20 protein-coding genes and 3 pseudogenes are annotated in these 23,076 nt (G+C 71.2%); 10 read left to right on the top strand and 13 right to left on the bottom strand.

The annotated features are described in order from the left end of the window. Positions 1-90: 90 nt before the first annotated feature. The 3 genes from I5Q34_RS14930 to I5Q34_RS14920 all read right to left on the bottom strand — a co-directional run bounded on the left by I5Q34_RS14930 (position 91) and on the right by I5Q34_RS14920 (position 3,464). The gene (locus I5Q34_RS14930; protein ID WP_199892659.1) at positions 91-1,734 is read right to left on the bottom strand and encodes an AAA family ATPase; all 1,644 of its coding nucleotides are present in this window, start codon (positions 1,732-1,734) and stop codon (positions 91-93) included. Between the two features lie 10 nt (positions 1,735-1,744). After that, entirely contained in the window at positions 1,745-2,500 is a 756-nt protein-coding gene (gene cpaB, locus I5Q34_RS14925) for a Flp pilus assembly protein CpaB (RefSeq protein WP_199892658.1), read from the bottom strand. A gap of 133 nt (positions 2,501-2,633) precedes the next feature. Next, positions 2,634-3,464, bottom strand: coding sequence for a hypothetical protein (locus I5Q34_RS14920; RefSeq protein WP_199892657.1), 831 nt, complete (start codon positions 3,462-3,464; stop codon positions 2,634-2,636). Positions 3,465-3,745: 281 nt separating this feature from the next. On the opposite strand from I5Q34_RS14920, the gene I5Q34_RS14915 reads away from it, so the two are divergent. Continuing rightward, complete coding sequence (locus tag I5Q34_RS14915) at positions 3,746-5,431, top strand: chitinase (RefSeq protein ID WP_199892656.1); 1,686 nt, start codon at positions 3,746-3,748, stop codon at positions 5,429-5,431. A gap of 180 nt (positions 5,432-5,611) precedes the next feature. On the opposite strand, the gene I5Q34_RS14910 is transcribed toward I5Q34_RS14915, so the two are convergent. After that, positions 5,612-6,457 carry a serine protease gene (locus tag I5Q34_RS14910; protein ID WP_199892655.1) on the bottom strand — a complete coding sequence of 282 codons (846 nt, stop codon included), beginning with the start codon at positions 6,455-6,457 and terminating at the stop codon, positions 5,612-5,614. A 212-nt stretch (positions 6,458-6,669) separates the two neighbouring features. On the opposite strand from I5Q34_RS14910, the gene I5Q34_RS14905 reads away from it, so the two are divergent. Next, positions 6,670-7,980 (top strand): M14 family metallopeptidase, encoded by a 1,311-nt coding sequence (locus I5Q34_RS14905; RefSeq protein ID WP_199892654.1) that lies wholly within the window; start codon positions 6,670-6,672, stop codon positions 7,978-7,980. A gap of 129 nt (positions 7,981-8,109) precedes the next feature. On the opposite strand, the gene I5Q34_RS14900 is transcribed toward I5Q34_RS14905, so the two are convergent. From I5Q34_RS14900 to I5Q34_RS14890, 3 genes and pseudogenes are all read right to left on the bottom strand, one after another. Continuing rightward, positions 8,110-8,265 (bottom strand): hypothetical protein, encoded by a 156-nt coding sequence (locus tag I5Q34_RS14900; protein WP_199892653.1) that lies wholly within the window; start codon positions 8,263-8,265, stop codon positions 8,110-8,112. 124 nt (positions 8,266-8,389) lie between these two features. Beyond that, positions 8,390-9,550, bottom strand: a pseudogene (tgmC, locus tag I5Q34_RS14895) (ATP-grasp peptide maturase system methyltransferase). Positions 9,551-9,567: 17 nt separating this feature from the next. Further along, complete coding sequence (locus I5Q34_RS14890) at positions 9,568-9,891, bottom strand: hypothetical protein (protein WP_199892652.1); 324 nt, start codon at positions 9,889-9,891, stop codon at positions 9,568-9,570. A 217-nt stretch (positions 9,892-10,108) separates the two neighbouring features. Here I5Q34_RS14890 and I5Q34_RS14885 point away from each other — a divergent pair, with 217 nt between their 5' ends. Both I5Q34_RS14885 and I5Q34_RS14880 read left to right on the top strand, forming a co-directional pair. Further along, positions 10,109-10,960 (top strand): NAD(P)H-binding protein, encoded by an 852-nt coding sequence (locus I5Q34_RS14885; protein ID WP_199892651.1) that lies wholly within the window; start codon positions 10,109-10,111, stop codon positions 10,958-10,960. 296 nt (positions 10,961-11,256) lie between these two features. After that, positions 11,257-11,856: pseudogene (locus I5Q34_RS14880) on the top strand (transposase); the annotation flags it as partial. A 114-nt stretch (positions 11,857-11,970) separates the two neighbouring features. On the opposite strand, the gene I5Q34_RS14875 reads toward I5Q34_RS14880, so the two are convergent. The 3 genes and pseudogenes from I5Q34_RS14875 to I5Q34_RS14865 form a co-directional block, all read right to left on the bottom strand. Next, positions 11,971-12,195: a hypothetical protein gene (locus I5Q34_RS14875; RefSeq protein ID WP_199892650.1), complete on the bottom strand. Its 225-nt coding sequence runs from the start codon at positions 12,193-12,195 to the stop codon at positions 11,971-11,973. A gap of 197 nt (positions 12,196-12,392) precedes the next feature. Further along, a pseudogene (locus tag I5Q34_RS14870) lies at positions 12,393-13,155 on the bottom strand (helix-turn-helix domain-containing protein). Between the two features lie 23 nt (positions 13,156-13,178). Next, positions 13,179-13,703: a DUF6879 family protein gene (locus I5Q34_RS14865; protein ID WP_199892649.1), complete on the bottom strand. Its 525-nt coding sequence runs from the start codon at positions 13,701-13,703 to the stop codon at positions 13,179-13,181. Positions 13,704-14,225: 522 nt separating this feature from the next. Here I5Q34_RS14865 and I5Q34_RS14860 point away from each other — a divergent pair. Together I5Q34_RS14860 and I5Q34_RS14855 are read left to right on the top strand one after the other, a co-directional pair. Further along, entirely contained in the window at positions 14,226-14,378 is a 153-nt protein-coding gene (locus I5Q34_RS14860; RefSeq protein ID WP_199892648.1) for a hypothetical protein, read from the top strand. A gap of 260 nt (positions 14,379-14,638) precedes the next feature. After that, positions 14,639-15,109 carry a hypothetical protein gene (locus I5Q34_RS14855; protein ID WP_199892647.1) on the top strand — a complete coding sequence of 157 codons (471 nt, stop codon included), beginning with the start codon at positions 14,639-14,641 and terminating at the stop codon, positions 15,107-15,109. A gap of 90 nt (positions 15,110-15,199) precedes the next feature. On the opposite strand, the gene I5Q34_RS14850 is transcribed toward I5Q34_RS14855, so the two are convergent. Genes I5Q34_RS14850 through I5Q34_RS14840 form a run of 3 tightly spaced genes read right to left on the bottom strand, consistent with a single transcriptional unit; the run spans position 15,200 to position 17,420 of the window. Beyond that, a complete protein-coding gene (locus I5Q34_RS14850; RefSeq protein ID WP_199892646.1) occupies positions 15,200-15,610 on the bottom strand; it encodes a RidA family protein in 411 nt (136 codons plus the stop codon). Continuing rightward, complete coding sequence (locus tag I5Q34_RS14845; RefSeq protein ID WP_199892645.1) at positions 15,607-16,371, bottom strand: IclR family transcriptional regulator; 765 nt, start codon at positions 16,369-16,371, stop codon at positions 15,607-15,609. Before I5Q34_RS14845 ends, I5Q34_RS14850 begins: the two co-directional genes overlap by 4 nt. Further along, positions 16,368-17,420, bottom strand: a complete 1,053-nt coding sequence (locus I5Q34_RS14840; protein WP_277965543.1) for a sugar kinase — start codon at positions 17,418-17,420, stop codon at positions 16,368-16,370. The genes I5Q34_RS14845 and I5Q34_RS14840 overlap by 4 nt, the downstream gene beginning before the upstream one ends. A gap of 141 nt (positions 17,421-17,561) precedes the next feature. Between I5Q34_RS14840 and I5Q34_RS14835 the strand changes: the two genes are divergently transcribed. The 4 genes from I5Q34_RS14835 to I5Q34_RS14820 all read left to right on the top strand — a co-directional run bounded on the left by I5Q34_RS14835 (position 17,562) and on the right by I5Q34_RS14820 (position 22,699). Next, complete coding sequence (locus I5Q34_RS14835; protein WP_199892643.1) at positions 17,562-18,842, top strand: amino acid deaminase; 1,281 nt, start codon at positions 17,562-17,564, stop codon at positions 18,840-18,842. A 420-nt stretch (positions 18,843-19,262) separates the two neighbouring features. Further along, on the top strand, positions 19,263-20,882 hold the full coding sequence (locus I5Q34_RS14830) for an amidohydrolase family protein (protein ID WP_199892642.1): 1,620 nt from the start codon (positions 19,263-19,265) through the stop codon (positions 20,880-20,882). A 76-nt stretch (positions 20,883-20,958) separates the two neighbouring features. Beyond that, complete coding sequence (locus tag I5Q34_RS14825; protein ID WP_199892641.1) at positions 20,959-22,167, top strand: pyridoxal phosphate-dependent aminotransferase; 1,209 nt, start codon at positions 20,959-20,961, stop codon at positions 22,165-22,167. A gap of 55 nt (positions 22,168-22,222) precedes the next feature. Beyond that, on the top strand, positions 22,223-22,699 hold the full coding sequence (locus I5Q34_RS14820) for a hypothetical protein (RefSeq protein WP_234428766.1): 477 nt from the start codon (positions 22,223-22,225) through the stop codon (positions 22,697-22,699). Positions 22,700-23,076: the final 377 nt, after the last annotated feature.

The following is a 23,076-nucleotide window of genomic DNA, read 5'->3' as shown; positions in this document are numbered from 1 at the left end:
CGGCGCAGCCGCGTTGCCTCCGCGCGGAGCGCGCGAGAAACGGTGAAAGGGCGGGCCGGGGGCAACCTTCTCCGCACGCGCACCCACCCCTCAATCCTCCCGCGCCACGCCGGCCGTCCCCGCCACCGGCCACGGCCAGTCGACCGCGTTCGGCACCAGCACCGGCACCTTCAGCCTGACGCCCGCCTTGTAGACGCCGCCCTCGTTGCGGCAGTCCACCGCGCCGGCGCGCCACTCGTCCGGCAGGTCGGCCCGCGCGGCCTCCGCGCAGTCGCGGCCCACCGACCCCGCCCGGGCGCCGCGGTCCGCCGCGTGCCCCGCGAGCGAGTACGTGTAGCCGACCAGGACGCACTGCCAGACCACGGCCAGCGCCACCAGGATCATCGGGACGATCCCGGTGAACTCGACGGCGACCTGCCCCCGGTCGCCCCCGATCCGCCGCCGCAGCCGGCTGAACGGCAAGGCGACGGGCCGCAGTTGATCGGCACCCGTGCCGCCCCCGTCCCCCGGCCCCAGCGCACGGTGCCGCGTCCCTCCCCCGGGGCCCCCGGGCCCCCCGGGCCCCCCGGTCAGGCCCAGCTCGGCCGCGAGGGTCCACAGGGCCTGCCGGACGCCGGACTTGGCGTCGAGGTCCTGCATCCGCCCGGCGTCCACGGCCGCGCGCAGTTCCTTGTACGCGGCGGGGACGGTCGTCCGGGCGGTGGTCGTCCCCGTGGTGCGGGCCACGAGGGACGGCTGCACCTCGGCGGTGCGGGTGTGACGGTTCACGACGGTCATGGTGTCCTCCGCCTTGCGGATCTGGAGCCGGTCCCAGAGCCGGACCATGCGCTTGGCGGCCCGTACGGACACCACGTCGGGCGTGGTGACCAGCAGGGCCAGGTCGGCCGTCTCGATGACGGCCGCCCCCGCGGCGGTGATCTGCGTGCCGCAGTCCACCACCACGAGCTCGTAACGGCGGCGCAGGGCGCCGATGATCTGCCGGGCGGCCAGGTCGCCGACCTCCTCGCCGCGCTCGCCCTCGGCCGGGGCGAGCAGCAGGCCGAGGCCGGTGGGGTGGGGGAAGACGGCGTCCTGGAGGACCCGGGGCGAGATGTCGGCGATGCCGGCCAGGTCGGCGACCGAGCGCCGGAACTGGACGTCCAGGTAGGAGGCGACGTCGCCGGACTGGAGGTCGAGGTCGGCGAGGGCCGCCTCGCGCCCCGCCGCACGCGCGGCCAGGGCGAGCTGGACGGCGGTGACGGTCGTCCCGACGCCGCCCTTGGCGCCGACGACGGCGACGACCCTGCCGCCGCCGCCCGGCCCGGCCGGGCTCCCCGCGGGGCCGAGGTGGCGGCGGACCCCGTCGGCCCAGTGCGCGGCGGCCTGGACGCGCGCGCCGAGCTCGTCGCAGGAGAGCGGCAGCGCGGCCAGCCCCCGGGCGCCGCAGTCCATGGCGGCGGCGTAGAGCGCGGGCCCGGCGTCGGCGGAGAGCAGGACGACGCCGGTGGCCGGGAAGCGCAGGGCGACCTCCCGGACGAGTTCGAGCGCGGGCAGCGGCCCGAGGTGCTCGTGGACGAGGACGACCTCGGGCAGCCCGGTGACGGAGGAGGCGCCCAGGACGGCCAGGGCGTCGAGGAGTTCGGCGGAGTCGCCCGCGGTGCGCAGCGGCTCGACGCCGGGCAGCCGGGCGAGGAGCCCGGCGACGGCGTGGGCGGCCTCGGGGTCGGCGACGGCGGGGAGGATGCGGATCGTCATGGCCCGGCCCCTATTTGTCGCCGTCGAGGGTGTAGGTCCGGTCGGAGCCGCTGACGTCGGCGTCCCCGCCGGGGGCGACGAGCGCCAGCCGGACGTGGGTGGCGAACGACTCGGCGTAGGCGACGCGTTGGGCGTCCTTGGTGTCGAGGGCGAAGGTGATCGGCACGGCCTCGCCGGCCTGCCGGGTGCTCGCGCTCCGCTGACCGCCCTGCCGGCCGCCCTGCCGGTCGAGCGGGGTGAGCCTGCCGACCTCGATGACCTGGGCGCCGCTGACGATCACCTTGGAGACGGGCGGGGTGCTCTGCTCCTTGCCGTCCTTCCCGGCGGCCGCGCTCCGTCCGTCGAAGGTGGCGTAGATGTTCACCTTCGACCCGGGGTTGATCTTTCCGGCCACGCCCGTCGCGGCGTCGATCATGATGGCGATCTCCTGCTGCCCGGCGGCGAGCGCGGGCCGGTTGACGATCATGTCGCTCTGCAGCAGCGACCCCTTGCGCAGCGGGGTCACGGCGATCTTGCCGCGCACCCCGGCGAGATCGGTGACGGCGGTGGACGGCAGCCACCGCCTGGGCATCGCGACCCGCTCGAACGCGTCCTCGTCCAGGGTCCGGTAGGCGGGGACGTCCTCGCGCAGCCGGTAGGCGGTGACCTCGGGCCCGACCTTGGACTCGGCGTCGTCGACGACGGCGAGGACCCCGGCGGCGGCGCCGACGGCGCACAGGACCGACAGGAGCAGCAGGATGATCCCGCGACGCTGGCGTGAGTTCATGGGACGGCGACCTCGTTGGACAGATCACGGATCGGGCGGGGCGGGTCGGGAGCAGGTCGGGCTCAGCGGGCGGGAAAGCGGGCAGGAGGGCGGACGGGGGAACGGGCGGGACGGCGGCCGCCGCGACGCGCGTTCACGCGGCCGCCGCCACGGGGGCGGAGCAGAACCCGCAGCGGTCGCCGATGAGTTCCAGCCCGCACCAGCGGCACTCCTCGCGCCGCACGGACGCGACGAGCTGGTAGAGGACGGACGGATCGGGGATCGCGGCGGCGAACTCCACGGCCCGGTGGGTCCCCCACCAGCGCGCGGAGCCCTCGGGCAGCGGGGAGACCTCCTGGACGCCCTGGACCTGCCAGGCGGGGGCGAGGGTGCCGGTGACCCAGTCCCCGTCGCGGCGGGGACCGGCGCGGGCGACGGTCATCCGCGTCGGGTACGCGGGCCCGGGAATCTCCTCCCCGCCGGGGCGGACGAGGCGGGGCATCGGGTTGACGAGGACGCCGAAGCGGACGCCGGGGAGCAGGGAGGCGACGTGCGGGCCGAGGCCGACGGGCACCCGGTCGAGCCGGGCGACGCTGGCGAGTTCGGCGCCGGCGTAGATGTAGTGGGCGAGCAGGCGGGCCGCCGAGGCGAGGACGCCGGGACCCAGGTCGGAGAGGGACAACTGGCGTAACTGGCGGGCCAGTACGCCCACGGCCAGCGGCGGCAGCCCGACGGGCAGCAGCGCGATCCGCTCGCTCTCCAGCAGCGAACGCACGGCGTGCAGCCGGTGGACGTACGGCGCGGGCAGCGCGTCCGGATAGAGGACGACGAGGTGGCCGCACTGGTCGAGCAGCAGCCCCGTCTGCGTGACGGCCGTCTCCAACGGCTGCTCCCCGGGCGGGCGGAGGACGGCGGCGGTCGAGGCGGGGCCGTCGGGCGCGGGCAGCACCAGGTCGCCGCTGGTGACCGCTATCGCAATCGGCACGTCGGATTCCCCGTTCACTCCGGCCCTCCGGTGACCCGGCGACCGTGGACCGTCACTGCTGGGCGCCTGCGCCTCCGCACTGTATCCGCGAACCTCCGCACTGTATCCACGAATGGAGCGGCTGAGAACAGCCCGTCGGGCGCTCCCGGTGCGCACGGGGTGCGCGAACCCTTGACGGATGGATTGGTCTGGACCATCCTCACCCTCCAGACGGTGGCCACCGCCTTTCCCAGCGATACCCCCCACTCACGATTTCAACTCGCCCCCCACCGGAGGCAGTAGTGCATCGGCCATGTCCCCGTACCACCAGACGCTCCGCCGTCGGCGCCCTCGCCGCCCTCGCCCTCGCAGCCGGCGGCATCGCCGCCACGTCCCCGGCGCACGCCGCCGACCCCAACCTCGTCAGGAACGCCGGCTTCGAGAACGGCCTCTCCCCCTGGACCTGTTCGGCCGGCAGCGGCACGGTCAGCGGCTCGCCCGTGCACGGCGGCACGGCCGCGCTGCGGGCCACCCCCGCCGGACAGGACACCGCCCGCTGCTCCCAGACGGTCTCCGTCAAGCCCGACTCCGCGTACCAGTTGAGCGCCTGGGTCCAGGGCTCGTACGCCTACCTGGGCGCGAGCGGCACCGGCACCACGGACGTCTCGACGTGGACGCCGGGCACGGGATCCGACTGGAAGCAGCTCACCACGTCCTTCACCACCGGCGCGAACACCACGTCCGTCACCGTCTACACGCACGGCTGGTACGGGCAGGGCCCCTACACCGTCGACGACGTGACCCTCACCGGCCCCGGCGGCGGCGATCCCAGTGACCCCGTACCCGCCGCGCCCGGCGGACTCGCGGCGGGCCGGACCACGTCCTCGTCCGTCACCCTGTCCTGGACCCCGACCACCGGTGCCACCGGCTACCGCGTCTACCAGGACGGCACCAGGGTGCAGGAGGTCGCCGGAGCCTCCGCCACCGTCACCGGGCTCTCCCCGTCCACGAGTTACCGCTTCCAGGTGACGGCGGTCAACGCGGCGGGCGAGTCCCCCCGTTCCGCCGAGGTCACCGCCACCACCACGGCGGGCGGCGGCGGACCGGCCGTGCCCAAGCACGCGGTGACGGGCTACTGGCAGAACTTCGACAACGGCGCGACGGTGCAGAAGATCAGCGACGTCTCCGACCAGTACGACATCATCGCCGTGGCCTTCGCCGACGCCACGACCACGCCCGGCGCGATCTCCTTCACCCTCGACCCGGCGCTGAAATACGACGAGGCGCGCTTCAAGGCCGACATCGCCGCCAAGCACGCGGCCGGGAAGTCCGTCGTGCTCTCGGTCGGCGGCGAGCGGGGCACGATCAGCGTCAACGACTCGGCCTCGGCGAACAACTTCGCCGACAGCGCCTGGGCGCTCATGCAGAAGTACGGCTTCGACGGCGTCGACATCGACCTGGAGAACGGGATCAACCCGACGTACATGACGCAGGCCCTGCGCGCGCTGTCCGCGAAGGCCGGCGGCAAGCTGGTGATCACCATGGCGCCGCAGACGCTCGACATGCAGTCGACCTCGGCGGGCTACTTCAGGACGGCGCTCAACATCAAGGACATCCTGACCGTCGTCAACACGCAGTTCTACAACAGCGGTTCCATGAACGGCTGCGACGGCAAGGTCTACTCCCAGGGCACGGTGGACTTCCTCACCGCGCTCGCCTGCATCCAGCTGGAGGGCGGCCTCGACCCCGGACAGGTCGGCCTGGGCCTGCCCGCCTCGACGCGCGGCGCGGGCAGCGGCTACGTCCCCCCGTCGGTGGTCAACAACGCCCTGGACTGCCTGGCCAAGGGAACGTCCTGCGGCACCTTCAAGCCCGCGAAGACCTACCCCGGCATCCGGGGCGCGATGACCTGGTCCACCAACTGGGACGCGGCCAACGGCAACGCGTGGTCGAACGCGGTCGGACCGCACGTCCACGCGCTGCCCTAGCGGCCTGGGCGGCCCTGGCGGAAGGGGCCCGTTCCGCGGAACAGGCGAACGGGCCCCTCTGCCTGCTGGGCGGGCCTGGCGAAGTCCGGTGCGGTTCGGTAGCGCCCTGAAGGGGCGCGGGGAACTGCGCGACCAGCCACGGCGTACCCGCGGATGACGTACCGGACTTCCAGCGGAGCGCTAGGGCTTCGGCAGCGCGCAGCCGGGCAGGTTGAGATCAATCCTGTTCCCCGTCGTCACGCACTTGGCGATGCCGTACGTCTGCTGGGCGTAGTTGATGCCCTTGCGGACGGTGACATTGCCCTTCTCGTCCACCTCGCACGGGTTGTTCTCCGTGCAGCGCTGGCCGCTCTCGTTGCCGGTGTTGTTGACGGCCACCACCTTGCCGGTGTTGGTGTCGACGACCGGGGAGCCGGAGGTCCCGCCGATGGTGTTGCAGGACGGCGTGTAGCGCAGCGAGTCCTTCCAGACCCAGTCGCCCTCGTGGAGCTCGTGGACGAAGGCGTCCACGTTGCACGAGTAGATCTTCTTCCAGTAGCCCGAGACGACCTTGATGGGCGTACCGGCGGCGGGGTGGTCCGCCGACAGGTTGAGGGCGTCGATCCGGTAGTTCTGCTTGATCTTCGCGTAGGTGGTGTCGAGCTGGTACAGCGCGACGTCGGTGTCGGTCATCGTGCCGTACGCGACCTTGCTCGCGCGGAGCGTTCCGGCCTTGCCCGCGGTGGAGTTGAGCAGGCTGAACGTACGGGACGACGGCTTGTCGACGAGCACGTCGCCCGGGCCGGGCATCCCGGTCTCCAGGCAGTGGCCGTTGGTGAGCACGAGCGCCGGGTCGTTGTCGGCCGAACTCGGCAGCCGCACCAGCGAACCGGAGCAGTTGCTGAGGGCGACGGTGCCGGCGAAGTCGACGGCCTTGGCGGTGGGGGCCTTCGGGGCGGTGGGGGCCGTCGGGGCGGCGGCGGCCGTGGCGGTACCGGCTCCGGCGAGCAGGACGGTGGCTATCGCGCCGACGAGAGGTCGTCTCATGGGGGGTGGTCCTCTCCGAACGAGTTTTGTCATGCGCATTGTTGATACGGATGAGGCCGAACGCAATCGATCAGGCGCATGGGACAGGGAAGTTGGCCGAAGTTGGCCGGATTCCCTCACTCCGCACACATTGACCTGCACATGCCATTCTCCCGACACTGGCGGTGCCCAACCCCCCACCCGTCGCACCACCGGACCCTTCAGGAGACCGAATGCGACCGCGTTCCCCCGGCGGCCGGGCAGCCGCCACCGTCGCCGTCCTGCTGTCCCTGGCCCTGGCCGCCCCGGCCGCCGCGCGCGGCCCCGGAGGCGGCGGCACCCACGAGTACGAGGTGACGGGCCCGCGCACGGCGGCCCAGCGCACCGCCGTCGCGGCCACCGGCGCGTCCGTGGACTCCATCCACGGCGACAGGATCGTCATCACGGCGGGCGCCGAACAGGCCGACCGCGTCCGCGCGCTGGGCCACCGCGTCGTCCGGCTCCCGGGCCCCCCGGACCGCTCCGGCGGCAGACAGCCGAAGCCCCACACGTTCCCGGCCCAGGACGCGAAGTACCACACCTACGCCGAGGCGATGGCCGAGATCGACGCCGGCATCGCCGCGCACCCGTCGCTCATGAGCAAGCAGGTCATCGGCAGGAGCCACGAGGGCCGCGACATCATCGCCGTCAAGGTCACCTCGGGCGTGAACCCCGGGGCCGCCAAGCCGGAGGTCCTCTTCACCCACCACCAGCACGCGCGCGAGCACTTGACCGTCGAGATGGCGCTGTACCTGCTCAAGGAGTTCGGCAAGGGCTACGGCACCGACTCCCGCGTCACCAAGATGCTCGACAACCGCGTCGTCTGGATCGTCCCCGACGTCAACCCCGACGGTGGCGAATTCGACATCGCGACCGGTTCGTACCGCAACTGGCGCAAGAACCGCCAGCCCAACTCCGGTTCCTCGAACGTCGGCACCGACCTCAACCGCAACTGGAACTACAAGTGGGCCTGCTGCGGCGGCTCCTCCGGCAGCACCGGCTCGGAGACGTACCGCGGCCGCGCCGCCGAATCGGCCCCCGAGGTGAAGGTCGTCGCCGACTTCGTCCGCACCCGGAAGATCGACGGCAAGCAGCGCATCAAGGCCGCCATCGACTTCCACACCTACAGCGAGCTGGTCATGTGGCCGTTCGGCTGGACGTACGACGACACGGCGCCCGGCCTGACCCAGGACGACCACGACGCGTTCGCCAAGGTCGGCAAGTCCATGGCCGCCAGCAACGGTTACACGCCCGAGCAGTCGAGCGACCTCTACATCACGGACGGCACGATCGACGACTGGCTCTGGGGCGACCAGAAAATCTTCGCCTACACCTTCGAGATGTACCCGAGCAGCGCGGCGCAGGGCGGCTTCTACCCGCCGGCGTCGGTCATCGACCGCGAGACGGCCCGCAACCGGGACGCGGTGCTGCAACTCCTGGAGAACGCGGACTGCATGTACCGCTCGATCGGCAAGGAGCAGCAGTACTGCTCGACGGCGGAGTGAACGGGTGACGGGGGCGGGGCTCCCTCCCCGCCCCCATGGTCCCGGGGCCTCTCCCGCTCGGAAGCGGACGCGGCGACCCGCCGTCGCGACGCCGGTCCCGGGACCGTGCTCCCGTACGGAAGCGTGGACTTAGCCGACGAGCCAGTCGAAGACGTTGCTGACGAAGTCGACGATGACGTTGAGCATGATGTGCCCTTCTCTCCTGGTGATCACCGGCCGGGGACCGGGGCGGCGGCCGTGCGTGCCGGGGCCCTGGACGCAACCCCGGCACGATCGCCCGCCCACCCGGCGGATCCGTGTTCCGGTGGGTTTTCGTGACGAGCTGATCGTGTCCGGCGGGGCGGGTGCGGGACATCCGGGGAAGCCCGCAAGATCTGTGCGGACTGCCCGCAGGGCGGTCCGCAGGCGGTCATGCGATGCGGTGTTCCCACCGCAGCGCCGGCTCGTCCTCGATCCAGTAGGTGTGCGCGCGTTCGGTCACCCGGATGTGTACGGAGCTGATGTCCGGCCGCCCGGCGGCCTGCCAGGCGGTCAGCGTCCGTTCAACGGCGTCCCAGAGGGCGACAGGGCCGCCCTGCCGGACCGTCCATCCGTCCCCGTCGGGGAAGAGCACCGAGAAGGACTCGCGTTCATGTCGAACAGGTACATCTTCTGCTCGCCGTCTGCGGCGACAGCACTGGTGAGCTGGGCGCCGGGGACCGCGAGTTGGGCGAGGAAGGCGGGCGTCCACTCCTCCGGCAGTCGCGGAGCGATCACGGCCCGGCGTTCGGAGTCGGCGTAGGCGGCGCGGGCGGACAGGTCCCCGGCGGGGGACATCGTGGCCTGGGAGCGGGCGGGCATGAAGGAGGAACGACCGGTGATCCGTCCCTCGGCGGTGCCGTCGCCATTCACAGTGACCTTGGCCGGACCGGTCCCGTAGGACCAGAAGCCGACCGTGGCCAGGACGATCCCACCGGGCCTGGTCTGGCGGATCCACGTGTGAGGAATACGGCGGACCGCACACGTGGCGATCACCCGGTCGTAGGGAGCACGGCGGGGATGCCCGAGCAGGCCGTCCCCGGTGACCGTCCAGGTCGAGTAGCCGACCTCTTCCAGCGCGGCATCCGCGCGGGCGGCGACCTGAGGGTCCACTTCGACACTCGTGACGTTGTCCTCGCCGAGCCGGTGGCACATGAGCGCGGTCGAGTATCCCGTCCCCGTGCGATCTCCAGCACCGAGTGTCCGTCGTCGGCGTCCAGGGCCTCGATCATGCCGACCACGGTGGCCGGGATCGTGGACGAAGAGGTCGGGAAGCCTGTGACCGGACCGTCGGCCTGGTCGGCCGTGAGGTGGTTGTCGAGCTGGGTGACGAGCGACTCGTCGCTGTAGGCGATCCCCGCCCATTTCTCGGCGTCGGTTCCGGCCTCGGTCACCGGCTCCCACCGGCCGTCGGCGGCGGGCAGAAACACCCCGGGCCTCAGGAAGACCTCCCGGGGAACGGCCTCAACGGCCGCCCGCCATGCGGCGTCACAAGGTGACCATCGGCACTCAACCGGTCCGCGAGCGCAACGCGCTCGGCGACGGTGTCCATGCCAGCGCTGGGCAGGGTCATGATCCTCCTCGCATCAGCAGGTCGGCGAAGGCTGCGGACAGCTCCAGCCCTGTCTGCTCCTCCAGCCAACCCCACTGGCCGTTGGGGTTCAGCTCAAGCCAGTGGAAGTCCCCCTGACGATCGATGCACAGGTCGAAGCTGCCCGAGGCCGGCTCGAAATGCCCAAGGTAGGCGGTGAGCGCCTTCTCCAGCCGGGACGGCAGGTCGATCACGCTGTAGAACAGCACGTCGTAATCCTCACGCCAGTCGAGCAGATCGGAGTCGATCCGGATTGCGAACGTGTTCTCACCTTGTTCTTTTTCATCCGAGTTCTTTTTCATCCGACCTCGAATGAGTGCGGATCCTCTGGAGTGATGGTCGAGATCAAGCGGTGAATCGGCAACTCTGCTGGTCGGGGCTGGGGTAGAGGCGTTGGTGTTCGAGGTCGGCAGTCATGAGTTGGCACAGCACCTGACGGCCTCTCCGGCCCGGAGTTGACCTGAACCTTGGTTGATGTACGAGAGTCGTGTCATCGAACGACGAGACGAGGAGATTCCGATGACCCAGCCCAGGATCCTGGTGACCGGCGCGACTGGAAAGGTCGGCGGCGCGGTGGTGACCCAACTGCACGCGGCGGGCGTGCCCGTGCGGGCGCTGGTGCGAGGGGAGGCGGACTTCCCCGAAGGTGTACAGGCGGTACGCGGCGATCTCGGTGATCCCGCGTCGCTGGGCACGGCTCTGGAGGGCGTCGATTCGGTCTTCCTGGTGTGGCCGTTCCTGAGCGCCGAGGGCGCGTCGGACGTGATCGACGCGATCGGGAAGCACGCTCGACGGGTGGTGTACCTGTCATCCGCCGGGGTCGGGAACGAGAAGGAGAAGCCCGGCGAGGCGATCACCATGTTCCACACGGAGCTTGAGCGGCTGATCGAGGCATCGGGCCTGGAGTGGACGGCGCTGCGGCCCACCGGGTTCGCGAGCAACACGCTGGGCTGGGCGCAGGAGGTCCGCACCACCGGTGCGGTACGGGCGCCGCTGGCAAGGCTGGCCCGCCCGCTGATCCACGAGGCGGACATGGCTGCGGTCGCCGTTCAGGCGCTGACGACCGACGCCCTGCTCGGCGCCCGCCCCCTGATCACCGGCCCCGAACTGATCACCCAGGAACGGCAGGTGGCGCTGATCGGCGAGGCGATCGGGCGGCCGGTGCGGTTCGAGGAGATCACGCTGCACGAGGCCATCGAGCAGATGAAGGCCGCAGGCTACCCGGCAGAGCTGGTGGAGGCCGTGCTGCCGGCCCAGGCGGAGATGCTCGACAATCCGGAGCCGGTCAACGATGAAGTGGAGCGCATCACCGGCACCCCGGCCCGATCCTTCCAGGAGTGGGCGGTGGGCCACGCGGCGGACTTCCGCTGAGCTGGACGTCAATACACGTTGACATAGACGACCGAAGCACCGGCTCTCGACTCCGTCGCCCACACGCTTGACGCCGAGGTCGGGCGCCTGCTCAGGGAAGCCCCGAGCGGTTGAGCCATTGCAGGCCGGAGGCCATCTCGTGGCTATGGCGTGCCGTCACTCAGAAGGATCCGCGCCCACCTCGAATGGTGTCTCGAACTGGGTCGCTCACCTGGGGATTCGCCGGACGTGGGGGCGGCCTTCGTCTGATCATGTGCTCCGACCAAGGTGCACGTGATCAGACGAAGGCCGTGAGGATGAGTCTGCTGCCGGATGCTGTCCGGAGGGAAGCGTTCGCGGAAGCGTCACGCTTCCGGGGAGAGTTCTACGAGTGCCTGACCACCCGGCGCGACGAGTTGTTCGAACTGGCTGACGCGGTGCTGTGTGCGGATGGTGCAGTGAAGTCCCCGGTGGACCTGACACTGTTGCCCGAGCACCGTCGTGGGCACGGAGCGATGTACGGCGGCTTGAACCACGGCCGCCTCGACGTCGGTCGGCTGCGGGCGGTGTTGGCCGGGCTGTCGCTACCGCGTTTCGACGGCGGGCGCCTGGTCCTGGCGGTCGATGTGTCGCCGTGGCTACGGTCGGACGCGCCGTGCTCGGCCGAGCGGTTGTTCTGTCACGTCTACGGCCGGGCGAAGACGGCCTCGCAGTTCATTCCGGGCTGGCCCTACTCCTTCGTCGCCGTGCTGGAGCCGGGTGCCACGTCCTGGACCGCGATCCTGGACGCGGTACGGCTCGGCCCGGTGGACGACGCGACCGCGATCACCGCCGCCCAGTTGCGGGAAGTCGTTGAGCGACTCGTCACCGCGGGCCAGTGGCAGAGGGGCGACCCGGACATCGCGATCGTGGCCGATACTGATGCCTCCAGGGACGGACGCCGGCCTGCTGCATGAGAATCTCCCGTGTCTCGTACGGATGGCCCTCGTACTGTGCGGTGGGCCTCGAAGGCCGGAACGGCCATTCGCTCCCTACTGCCGCGCCCGTCGGGCCGACTCGGCGAAGACCAGGGCGTTGGCCAGCGTTCGGGCCGTGGCCAGGGGCACTGTGCCCAGGTAGACATACGGCTCACCCCCGAGGGAGGCTCGCCCGGTCAGCTGGGGCCAGGAGTCCCTGTCGCCCACGGTGATGCCCATCGCCTTGAGCACCTGCCCGAGCATGAAGGCGGTGTCGTCGGCCTTCCTCTTCCCTGCCATGAACGCGTCTGCTTGTTGTGCTGCTGCTTCCGTTTCCGGGGGCATGAGGAGACGCTAGAGACCATCAGGTTCCGGTTCCCAACGCATTGCAGAGGATTGCACTCGACTTACCCGAGGGAGCTGATGGCCGCTGCGATCAACAGCCTGGCCTGGGCCCCGTACACAGCCTGCCGTTGCAGCTCGGCAAAGGCCCGCCCCTACAGGCGCGTGTCGTTGGGGGCACTGAGCATGACGTCGGCCGAGAGAAGTTCGACGCCCGCCTGCTCCTCGTCGAAGATCATGAACGGCTCGATCGTCCACATCCGGCGCTCCGCCATGAACGGGATGACGCCGAGGGAAACGCGAGGCAGGGACATGACCGTGAGGAGATGGCCGAGCTGTCCGGCCAACGTGCCGATATCCCCGATCCGATACCGCAGGATGCCCTCCTCCAGCAGGAACGAGAACCGGTGGTCGCCCTCGCGGACCACCACGATTGCGGGCCATTCGAGCCGTGACGGCCTCCTCGACGTCGTTGGGGAGGCCGCGGAAGTCTGTGATGGCGGACAACAGGGCCGTGGCGTACTCGGGTGTCTGAAGCAGGCCCGGAACGACGTGGGAGCTGTAGACGCGGAAGAGCTTGGTGCGCTCATAGAGGGAGACGTAGGACTCCTGAAGCCTGCGGAGTCCTGTGCGCTGCATCCGGCGCCACTCCATGTACATGGAACTGGCCGTACGCGAAGCGGCGATGAGGTCGGCTGCCTGGTCGTCCCCCACACCACAGGCGGCACACCATGCCCGGAGGTCCGCATCCGACGGCAGGGTCTTCAAGTTCTCGATCCGTGACGATTTGGAGGGATGCCAGCCACACCGGAAAGCCAGCTCACGCCCAGTGAGTCCGGCGTCGAGACGGATCTCCCGCAGCCGCTCTGCGATGGACTTGCGGGCCTCCTGGACGCTGGAGGACGGAGAAGTGGGCATGAGCCGGTTCCGAGACTGTCCGATCAGACCCGGTACTCCGCATGCGGGATCGCCCGCTCCCAGACCGCCTCGAACGCCGTGGCACAGAGCTTCGCCACCGCCGGGTCGTCGGTGAAGTCCTCCCCGATGTACGCTCCGTCACCGGAGAAGTGACCGAAGCGAACCACACAGCCGTCGAACAACCAGAAGTCGTTGCCCGGCAGCGCAATGTCAGATGCCCGTCGCCGAGGGAGCCAGCGGACGTTTTCCCCTGCATCGACGTTGAGCTGTGCCCCTTCGTGCTCGAACCGGATGTAGTCGCTCACCGGCTCGGACACGATCCGGGCCCGGCGCATGACCACGCCCCGGCCCACGGTGCGCTCGACAAGGTCCAGCCACTCACGCCGTCGCCCCGTGCGGTCGTATCGGCTTCTGTTGTCGCCGGCCTTCCACGCGGCAAAGTCGCTGTTCTCCTCGGCGACCCCATAGGCGTCACGCATCTCCAGGTGCACCGCTGAGTGCTCTGCCGAGTTGATCAACTCGCCAAAGTCGACTGCGTTCAGCGACATCACAAGCCTCTCTGATGGCGGGGATCATGCGGAACGGGATCCTCACCACCGCCTCGGTCTCCGGGATCGGTCCTGCCTCCCGGCACTTGGCCAAGGTCTCCTCCGTGGGCTTCCACCCCTGGAAGAGAATCTCCTCGGCCTCGGCCTCCACCCATGCTGTCGGGCAGTCCCTGCCGTCGGTGGCGGGATCTTTCGCGATGAACCGTAGCGTCACGTTGACCTCCCATGTCGAGCATGTCGAGCCCGTTACGACCGGTTGCAAGAACATGGACTTCCCTGCCCTGGCGGTCAAAAGGGCATGCACGGAGGGGAAGCGGGAGCCCCGCCCGGACGAGGGTCGCATGACCCCGGTCGCTGAATGAGGCATGCGGCGGGTGTTGGTGGACCGAGCCCGGAAGATGCTGGTCAAGCAGGCGGGATGCGCCCCGGGAGCGTCGCGGGCCATTGCCCTTGCCCTGCACCTGGACTTCGCCCACCTCTCGGGTACTTGCCGAAGAAGAACTTGTGAACGAGCCCTGCTCCATGACTTCACCGAGCCGCGAACGGAAGCGGGACCAGCCAGCGCCCGCGCTCAAGACCGAGCCGCCCGGTAGGTTCCAGCCGCTGTCCCCGCTGCCCGGCCGGAAGCAGGGCCCTGAGCACGTCCGCAACCTGATCCAGGACTGGTGTTCGTAGGGTCCAACAGGCCGCACATCACGTCCAGTTGCCTGTACGCTCAGCCGCATAAGGCGGCCCCCACGTGTCTTGCCGGACACCGCAGGGGCCTACACCACCAAGGTTGAAAGGCCAACCTGGGATGCTGCGCCATGTTATCGCGCCCGCAAGCCGATTCACGCAAGTACCGAACGACATCATCCGCCACCCCCGCCTGTCCCCGGACGCCAGGTGCCTCCTCCTCTGGCTGCTGTCCGTCCAGCAACACATCCCCACCTCCCGTGCCGCCGACGCCGCGCGAACTGATCCCCGACGGACTCGTCGAATACGCCGCCCTCGTCCTCGCCTCCGTCTCCCACAGCGAACCCCGCCTCCGCCTCACCGGACGAGAGCTCAAAGAACTCGCACCACTCGCAGCCGACTGGATCCTGCGCGGCGCCACCGGCCGCGACCTCCGCGAAGAACTGCGCAACGGACTCCCCGAACCCGTCCACCACGCCGCATCCCTCATCCGCGACCGCCTCCAGCGCAAACTCCCCGAGGCGCCACCGATCCCCGCGACCCACCCCTCTCCGCCAAAACCCCGGGTTGCACAGATGCGCGAGTGCCAGGGCGACGGCCACATCCACCCGTACCTCTTCCGGCCACTGGGCGACGAGGAGCTGTGCGGCGGCTGCCGCGTAGAGCGGGCGAAGGAGGGCGAGCGCGACGCCCGCGCCACCGCGGCATGGACGTCGGTGCAGGCAACCTGACAGCGTCGCGTGCTCGGTCGGCGTTCCCCGGGGTTCGTCCGAACACGTGACGCTCTCCTTCCGGAACAAGGCCCTGGGGCTCCGGGGCCCCTACCCCAACACCGCCAGCGCATCGATCTCCACGAGCAACCCCGCCGGCAGCCCCACATACACCGTCGTCCGCGCCGCCGGCACCGTCACCCGCCCCTCAGCCCCGAAGTACGCGTCCCACACCTCGTTGAACTCCGCGAAGTGCGCCGTGTCCGTGAGGTACACCCGCAGCATCACCGCGTCCTCCCAGGACGCGCCGCCCTCCTCCAGCACGGCCGCCACATTGGCGAGCGTCTGCTCGACCTGCTCCCGCAGCCCGGGCCCGGCCACCGTCGGCGGCTCGCCCTCCTTCGCGGGCAGGAAGCCGACCTGGCCGGCGACCTGGAGGATGTTGCCCTTGCGCACGCCGTGGGAGAAACGGGCGGGCGGGGTCGTGTGCCCGGCGGGGGTCACAGCGGTCTTCTCAGTCATGAACTCACCTTTACAGAGGGCGGTTTTCCGGAATACTCCGCGCTGATCGCATCCGCAGCACGGCGCAACAGCGGGAGAAGCGCGAGGAGTTCGTCGGAACTCACCACGACGTTCGGCGCGGAGAGCGAGCACGCCGCGACCACCCGCCCGTCCGCACCCCGGATCGGCGCCCCGACGCAGTTGATCGACTCCTCGTGCCCGCCGAAGTCCGTGGCCCAGCCGCGCTCGCGCACGACGGCCAGCTCGCGCAGGAACGCGCCGGCGTTCGGCGTCGAACGGGACGTGTACGACGGGTAGTCCAGCCGCTCGGCCAGCGCCCGCCGCTCCCCCTCCGGCAGGTCCGCGAGCAGCAGCTTCGCGACCGCGGCCACGGTGAGAGCGACGGGTTTGCCGATCCGCGAGTACATCCGCACGGGGTACCGGCTGTCGACCTTGTCGATGTAGACGACCTCGCCGTCCTCGTACACCGCGAGGTGCACCGTGTGCCCGCACCGCTCGTTCAGCGCGACCAGGTGCGGATGCGCGATCTCACGCACGTCGAGGCTCTCGAACGCCTGCTGCGCGAGGGCGAACAGCCGCGCCCCGAGCCGGTAGCGCTGGTCCTGCTGCCGGTAGACCATGCCGTGCTCGTGCAGCGTGCGCAGCAGCCGCAGGGCCGTCGACTTGTGGACGCCGAGGCGGCCGGCGACCTGTTCGAGGTTGGCGGGCCCCTCGGCCAGCAGCGGAAGGATGGTGAGGGCGCGGTCAACGGTCTGGCTCATGCGGTGCGCTCCTCCTGGACCTTCTGGAGGTCCTGCGCTCGTGTGCCGTCGGCCCAGCCGGGGCCGAGTCGCAGTCTGCCCCACGCGGCGGAGCCGAGGGCGACGAGCCGGTCGGCGTGCTCGCGGGCGGGCGGCGGATCGGCGAGGTCGCCGGGGGACGTGAGCGCCGCCGCGGCCAGCAGGTGCCCGTGCCGCAGCCGCGCGGCGTACGGCAGTCCGCGCAGCGTGCCGGAGAGGAACCCGGCCGCGAACGCGTCCCCGGCCCCGACCGGGGCGACGACCTCGACGGCGGGCGCGGACTCGCTGACGACGAGACCGTCCCCGGCATGGACGGTGGCTCCGGCCGCGCCCTGTTTGACGACCAGCACGGCAGGTTCGGGCAGTGCGGCCCGTATCGCACCGGCCCCGCGCACCCCCCACGCCGCCTCCGCCTCGTCCTCCCCGACGAAGACGATGTCGCTGCGCCGGGCGAGTTCCATGAGGACGTCGGGGCTCTCGGGGGCCGTGCGCCACAGCCCCACGCGGTAGTTGACGTCGAAGGAGACCAGCGGCCTCCGGGACCCGGGGGCCGTCAGGGCGCGCAGCAGCGCGAGGCAGCTCGCGGAGAGGGCGGCGGTGATGCCGCTGAGGTGCAGGACGCGTCCGGCCCAGGCGGTGTCCCGGTCGACGAGGTCCGGGGAGAGCGCGGAGGCCGCCGATCCGGCGCGGTAGTAGGCGACTTCGGCGCGGCCCGGGGCGGGGTCGCCGGCGGTGGTGGCGCGCTCCCCGGGCGTACGGAAGTAGAGACCGGTGGACCGGTGCGGATCCCGGCGCGCGGCGGAGGTGTCCACGCCGTGCGCGGCGAGCGTCTCCAGGACGTGGGTGCCGAACCCGTCCGTACCGACGCGCCCGATCCAGCCCGTCCGGTGCCCCCAACGGGACAGCGCGCACGCGACGTTGGACTCGGCGCCGCCGACCCCCCGGACGAAGGAGGGTGCGTCCCCGAGCCCCTCGTCCTCGGCGGGACGGAAGGCGATCAGCGCCTCCCCGAGGCAGATGACGTCGAGCACTGCGCGTCCGCTCCTTCCGTCCTCCGGCCGATGTGCGGGTGTGAGACACACCGTTGACCCGGCGCTGGCCCGGATGTTAGACAGCGTTGTGCGTGATACGCAACGGACGTTGCACATGTCGCAACACGATCTGGAGGCTCCATGGCCGCCGCAGACGACGCCCTGGCCCGGCTCGCCCACGACCGCATCGACCACCGCTTCAAGGGCCTTCCCCCGGACGCGGAGGGACTCGCCGTCGGCGCGCTCGCCGCCGAGCGGCGCTGCCTGTTCACCGGCGGCTTCACCACGCCCGTGCTCGCGCTGTCCACCGAGGCGCTGGACCACAACCTCGCCCTCATGGAGCGCTGGGCCGCCGAGCACGGCCTCGCCTTCGCCCCGCACGGCAAGACGTCCATGGCCCCGCAGCTCTTCGAGCGCCAGCTCGCGCACGGCGCGTGGGGCATCACCGCCGCCGTGCCCAGCCAGGTCCGCGCCTACCGCGCGTTCGGCGTCCGACGGATCTTCCTGGCCAACGAACTCGTCGACGCGGCGGCGCTGCGCTGGCTCGCGGGCGAGCTCACGGCCGATCCCGGCTTCCGCATCGTCGCCTACGTCGACTCCGTGCGCGGCGTCGAGCTGATGGACGCGGCCCTGCGCGAGGCCGGGGCCTCCCGCCCGCTCGACGTCGTCGTCGAACTCGGCGCCGTCGGCGGCCGTACGGGCGTGCGCACGGAGGCGGACGCGGTACGGGTCGCGGACGCGGTCGCCGCGACGCCGGCGCTCCGGCTGGTGGGCGTGGCCGGCTACGAGGCCGAGATACCGGACGCGGACGAGGCGTCCGTACGCGCCTGGCTGCGCCGGCTGACCGCGCTGGCCATCGCGTTCGACGCGGCGGGGCGGTTCGCGGGCGTGGAGGAGATCGTGGTGAGCGCGGGCGGGAGCTCGTGGTTCGACACGGTCGCGGAAGTCTTCGCGGACCTGCCGGAGTTGACGGCTCCGGTACTGAAGCTGCTGCGCTCCGGCGCGTACGTGACGCACGACGACGGCCAGTACCGCCGCAAGACGCCCTTCTCCCGCCACCCCGAACAGGGCGGACTGCGCCCGGCGTTCCGCCTCTGGGCCCAGTGCGTGTCCCGGCCGGAGCCGGGACGCGCGTACCTCAACGCGGGCAAGCGGGACGCGCCTTACGACCTGGACCTGCCGGAAGTGCAGGTCATCCGCTCGGCACGGGACGGCTCACTGCGCGAGGCGGCCGGGATGACGGTGACGGGGCTGGCCGACCAGCACGCGTTCGTGTCCCTCCCGGAGGACGCGGAGTTGGAGGTCGGGGACTGGGTGGGGCTGGGGCTGTCGCACCCGTGCACGACGTTCGACAAGTGGCAGCTGATCCCGGTGGCGGCGGCGGACGGGACGGTGACGGACTACATCCGCACGTTTTTCTAGCCCCCGAGCCCGCCCTTTCACCGTTTCCGGAGGGGCTGCGCCCCTTCGTAACCCGGGGGCGAGGGGTCTGGTTGCGCGGCGCGCGGGGCCCGCGTGCCGCGCGGGTGGGCGGGGCTCCGCCCCCTGCACCCCCGAAGCGCCCTTCGGGCGCTGTCCTCAAACGCCGGACGGGCTGGATTGGCGCACCGATCCAGCCCGTCTGGGGGTTGCCCCCTCCGGGGAGCTTGAGGATGAGCGGCGAAGCCGCGAAACGGGATCCGGGGCGGAGCCCCGAAGCGGGGTGCAGGGGGCGCAGCCCCCGCTCCACCGCGCGAAGCGCGGTGCCCGGCCCGGGCGGGAGCCCGGAAGAAACGGTGAAAGGGCGGGACCGGGGCACAACTCCCCCCAGCCACAAGCCCAGCGGAAGGCACCCCCATGGACATGGACACAGTAATCCGCAACACCCGCGTCATGGACGGCACCGGCTCCCCCTCCTACACAGCCGACATCGCCATCACATCCGGCCGCATAGCCGAAATCCACCGCCCCGGCAACGGCCCCCGCCCGACCGGGCGAACGGTCGTGGACGCCCACGGCCTCGCCACAAGCCCCGGCTTCATCGACATGCACGCCCACAGCGACCTCGCCCTCCTCCAGGACCCCTCCCACGAGGCCAAGGCCGCCCAGGGCGTGACCCTCGAAGTCATCGGCCAGGACGGCCTGTCCTACGCCCCGGTCGACGACCGCGTCCTCCCCTCCCTCCGCACCCAGATCGCCGGCTGGAACGGCCCGGGCCACGACGCCGACTTCACCTGGCGCACCACCGGCGAATACCTCGACCGCCTCGACCACGGCTTCGACGGCGCCGGCATCGCCGTCAACGCCGCGTACCTGATCCCGCAGGGCACCGTCCGCGCCCTCGCCCTCGGCTGGGACGACCGCCCGGCGACCGGCGCCGAGCTCGACCGGATGCGGCGCCTGGTCGCCGAGGGTCTGGAACAGGGCGCGGTCGGCATGTCGTCGGGCCTCACCTACACACCCGGCATGTACGCGGACGACGCCGAGCTGACGGAGCTCTGCCGCGTCGTCGCGGCCCACGGCGGTTACTACTGCCCGCACCACCGCTCGTACGGCGCGCACGCCCTCCGCGCCTACGCGGAGATGATCGAGCTGACCCGGGCCGCCGGTTGCGCCCTGCACCTCGCCCACGCCGTCCTGAACTTCCCGGGGAACGAGGGGCGTGCCCCGGAGCTGTTGCGCATGCTGGACGAGGCGCGCGCCGCCGGCGCGGACATCACGCTCGACAGCTACCCCTACACCCCCGGCTGCACCACCCTCGCCGCGCTCCTGCCGAGCTGGGCGGCGGAGGGCGGCCCGGACGCGATGCTGGCGCGGCTGAAGGACGACGCGACGTCCGCCCGCGTCCGGCACGCCATGGAGGTGGAGGGCTCGGACGGCTGCCACGGCGTCCCCGTCGACTGGCGGTCGGTGGAGATCTCCGGCGTCACCGACGACCGGCTGGCCGCCGCCCACATCGGCCGCACCGTCGCCGGCGCGGCGGCGGACCGCCGTGAGGAGCCGTGGACGACGGCCCGCCGCCTCCTCCTGGAGGACCGGCTCGGCACCACGGTCCTCCAGCACGTCGGCCACGAGGAGAACGTCCGGACGATCATGCGGCACCCCGCGCACACCGGGGGGAGCGACGGCATCCTGCACGGCGCCAAGCCGCATCCGCGGGCGTACGGCACGTTCCCCCACTACCTCGGGCACTACGCGCGCGAGTTGGGAGTGCTGTCGCTGGAGGAGTGCGTGGCGCATCTCACGTCCCGTCCCGCGGCCCGCCTCCGACTCCCGGATCGGGGTCTGATCCGCGAGGGATACCGCGCGGATCTTGTGCTCTTCGATCCCGGGACCGTCGCCGCCGGTGCCACTTTCGAAGCCCCACGAACGCTTCCGACCGGCATTCCTTATGTCCTGATTGCCGGACGCTTTGTGATGAAAGACGGGCGGCGCACGGACGTACTGGCGGGTCGCACCGTGCGTCGCACGCCGCTCTGCTGAACCGGCCCGCGCGGGTGCGCCGTGCGCGCCGCGAAAGCCCGCGCGGACGCTTCCGCGCCCCCGTAGGGTGGCCGTCATGCAGGTGATCCAGTCAACGAAACTCGCCAACGTCTGCTACGAGATCCGTGGCCCGGTGCTCGAGGAGGCAATGCGGCTGGAGGCGGCAGGGCACCGCATCCTCAAGCTCAACACCGGCAACCCCGCGATCTTCGGCTTCGACTGCCCTCCCGAGATCCTGGAGGACATGCTGCGCAACGTGGGCGACGCGCACGGTTACGGCGACGCGAAGGGCCTGCTCAGCGCGCGGCGCGCGGTGGTCCAGCACTACGAGACCAAGGGCGTCGAGCTGTCCGTCGAGGACGTCTACCTGGGCAACGGCGTCTCGGAGCTGATCCAGATGTCGATGCAGGCGCTGCTCGACGACGGCGACGAGGTCCTCGTCCCCGCGCCCGACTACCCCCTCTGGACCGCTTCCGTCTCCCTCGCGGGCGGCACCGCCGTGCACTACCGCTGCGACGAGCAGTCGGACTGGATGCCGGACCTGGCCGACATCGAGCGCAAGGTCACCGACCGCACCAAGGCGCTCGTCATCATCAACCCCAACAACCCCACGGGCGCCGTCTACAACGACGAGATGCTGCGCGGCCTCACGGAGATCGCCCGCCGCCACAACCTCATCGTCTGCTCCGACGAGATCTACGACAAGATCCTCTACGACGGCGTCACCCACACCCCGACCGCCGCCATCGCCCCCGACCTGCTGACCCTCACCTTCAACGGACTGTCCAAGGCGTACCGGGTGGCCGGTTACCGCAGCGGCTGGATGGCGGTCTGCGGCCCGAAGGCGCACGCCGACAGCTACATCGAGGGCCTGACGATCCTCGCCAACATGCGGCTGTGCGCCAACATGCCCGCCCAGCACGCGGTGGCCACCGCCCTCGGCGGCCGGCAGTCGATCAACGACCTGGTACTGCCGGGCGGCCGGCTGCTGGAGCAGCGCGACGTCGCGTACGAGATGCTCACCAAGATCCCCGGCGTGACCTGCGTGAAGCCGAAGGGCGCGCTGTACGCGTTCCCGCGCCTGGACCCCAAGGTCTACAAGATCAAGGACGACCGGCAGATGGTCCTGGACCTGCTCCGCGCCGAAAAAATCATGGTCGTGCACGGAACGGGCTTCAACTGGCCGGAGCCGGACCACTTCCGCCTGGTCACGCTGCCGAACACCAAGGATCTGGCGGAGGCGGTGACCCGGATCGGGGACTTCCTCGAGGGCTACAGCCAATAATTTTAGACCTCGTCTAAGTTAGGATGGCCTTCTGAAGGACAGCAGGAGGCCATCCATGTACGAGCCGATCCGCACCAAGTCGGTCCACTCCATGGCCGACCCGACGAGGGCCGCCCACGGCCCGACCCGATCCCGCGAGCAGGAGCTCGACATCCGGCTCGCGGGGCACCTGACCGCACTGCTCACGGTCACCGACGAACTGCGCGCCCTGGCCCCCTCCACCGACCTGGACGACGCCGCGCGACGCCTGGCCGCCCGGATCGAGCGCCTGCGCGGCGGCCACGCCCCCCTGCGCGCCGCCCCGACGGCGCTCCTGACCGACCCGTCCCGCATCCGCGCCCTGCACCAGCGGGCCCACATGCTGGCGGGCCAGGCACTGGTCGTGGCGTCCACGCGAGGCGACGCGGAGAACATGACCCTGGCGGCGGAACGCCTACGGGCACACGCCCTCGGCCGCCCCGCCCCGTCGGCCGAATCCACCCCGCCCGGCATATCCACTCCGTCGGACACGCCCAGCCCGTCCGGCACTTGAGGACAAGCGGCGAAGCCGCTTGCGGACCCGGGCCGAGGCCCCACCGGAAACCCCGAGGCGGGGCACGACCGGAGGCCGGGACCGAGGCCCGGCCGGAATCCCGGCGAGGCCCCGCCGGGGTCCAGGGGGCGGAGCCCCCCGGTCCGGGGTGCAGGGGCGCAGCCCCGCTCGCCGCGCGGAGCGCGGCCCCGGCCCGGGCGGAGCCCGGAAGAAACGGTGAAAGGGCGGGGCGGGGAGAGGGAAAAACCCCGCCCCCCCCCCCCCCCCCCCGCACCCCCGCCCCGTGACCCCCCCCCCCAAAAACTCCCCCACCCCCGTGGGCGGGTGGGGACCAAAACTGTTTAAATGCTAGGGGATAAGCGCCCCCCCCACCCCCC

The organism is Streptomyces sp. AV19, assembly GCF_015999245.1.
Classification (GTDB): Bacteria; Actinomycetota; Actinomycetes; order Streptomycetales; family Streptomycetaceae; genus Streptomyces.
This window is presented reverse-complemented; position numbering and strand designations above follow the sequence as displayed.

Excerpts from the sequence above, each read along its gene's own strand:
- I5Q34_RS14850 (WP_199892646.1), bottom strand. The coding sequence starts at position 15,610 with ATGACTGAGAAGACCGCTGTGACCCCCGCCGGGCACACGACCCCGCCC.
- I5Q34_RS14930 (WP_199892659.1), bottom strand. The coding sequence starts at position 1,734 with ATGACGATCCGCATCCTCCCCGCCGTCGCCGACCCCGAGGCCGCCCAC.
- I5Q34_RS14820 (WP_234428766.1), top strand. The coding sequence starts at position 22,223 with ATGTACGAGCCGATCCGCACCAAGTCGGTCCACTCCATGGCCGACCCG.
- I5Q34_RS14875 (WP_199892650.1), bottom strand. The coding sequence starts at position 12,195 with ATGGCAGGGAAGAGGAAGGCCGACGACACCGCCTTCATGCTCGGGCAG.
- I5Q34_RS14865 (WP_199892649.1), bottom strand. The coding sequence starts at position 13,703 with ATGTCGCTGAACGCAGTCGACTTTGGCGAGTTGATCAACTCGGCAGAG.
- I5Q34_RS14830 (WP_199892642.1), top strand. The coding sequence starts at position 19,263 with ATGGACACAGTAATCCGCAACACCCGCGTCATGGACGGCACCGGCTCC.
- I5Q34_RS14910 (WP_199892655.1), bottom strand. The coding sequence starts at position 6,457 with ATGAGACGACCTCTCGTCGGCGCGATAGCCACCGTCCTGCTCGCCGGA.
- I5Q34_RS14885 (WP_199892651.1), top strand. The coding sequence starts at position 10,109 with ATGACCCAGCCCAGGATCCTGGTGACCGGCGCGACTGGAAAGGTCGGC.
- I5Q34_RS14860 (WP_199892648.1), top strand. The coding sequence starts at position 14,226 with ATGACTTCACCGAGCCGCGAACGGAAGCGGGACCAGCCAGCGCCCGCG.
- I5Q34_RS14890 (WP_199892652.1), bottom strand. The coding sequence starts at position 9,891 with ATGAAAAAGAACTCGGATGAAAAAGAACAAGGTGAGAACACGTTCGCA.
- cpaB (WP_199892658.1), bottom strand. The coding sequence starts at position 2,500 with ATGAACTCACGCCAGCGTCGCGGGATCATCCTGCTGCTCCTGTCGGTC.
- I5Q34_RS14835 (WP_199892643.1), top strand. The coding sequence starts at position 17,562 with ATGGCCGCCGCAGACGACGCCCTGGCCCGGCTCGCCCACGACCGCATC.
- I5Q34_RS14845 (WP_199892645.1), bottom strand. The coding sequence starts at position 16,371 with ATGAGCCAGACCGTTGACCGCGCCCTCACCATCCTTCCGCTGCTGGCC.
- I5Q34_RS14905 (WP_199892654.1), top strand. The coding sequence starts at position 6,670 with ATGCGACCGCGTTCCCCCGGCGGCCGGGCAGCCGCCACCGTCGCCGTC.
- I5Q34_RS14825 (WP_199892641.1), top strand. The coding sequence starts at position 20,959 with ATGCAGGTGATCCAGTCAACGAAACTCGCCAACGTCTGCTACGAGATC.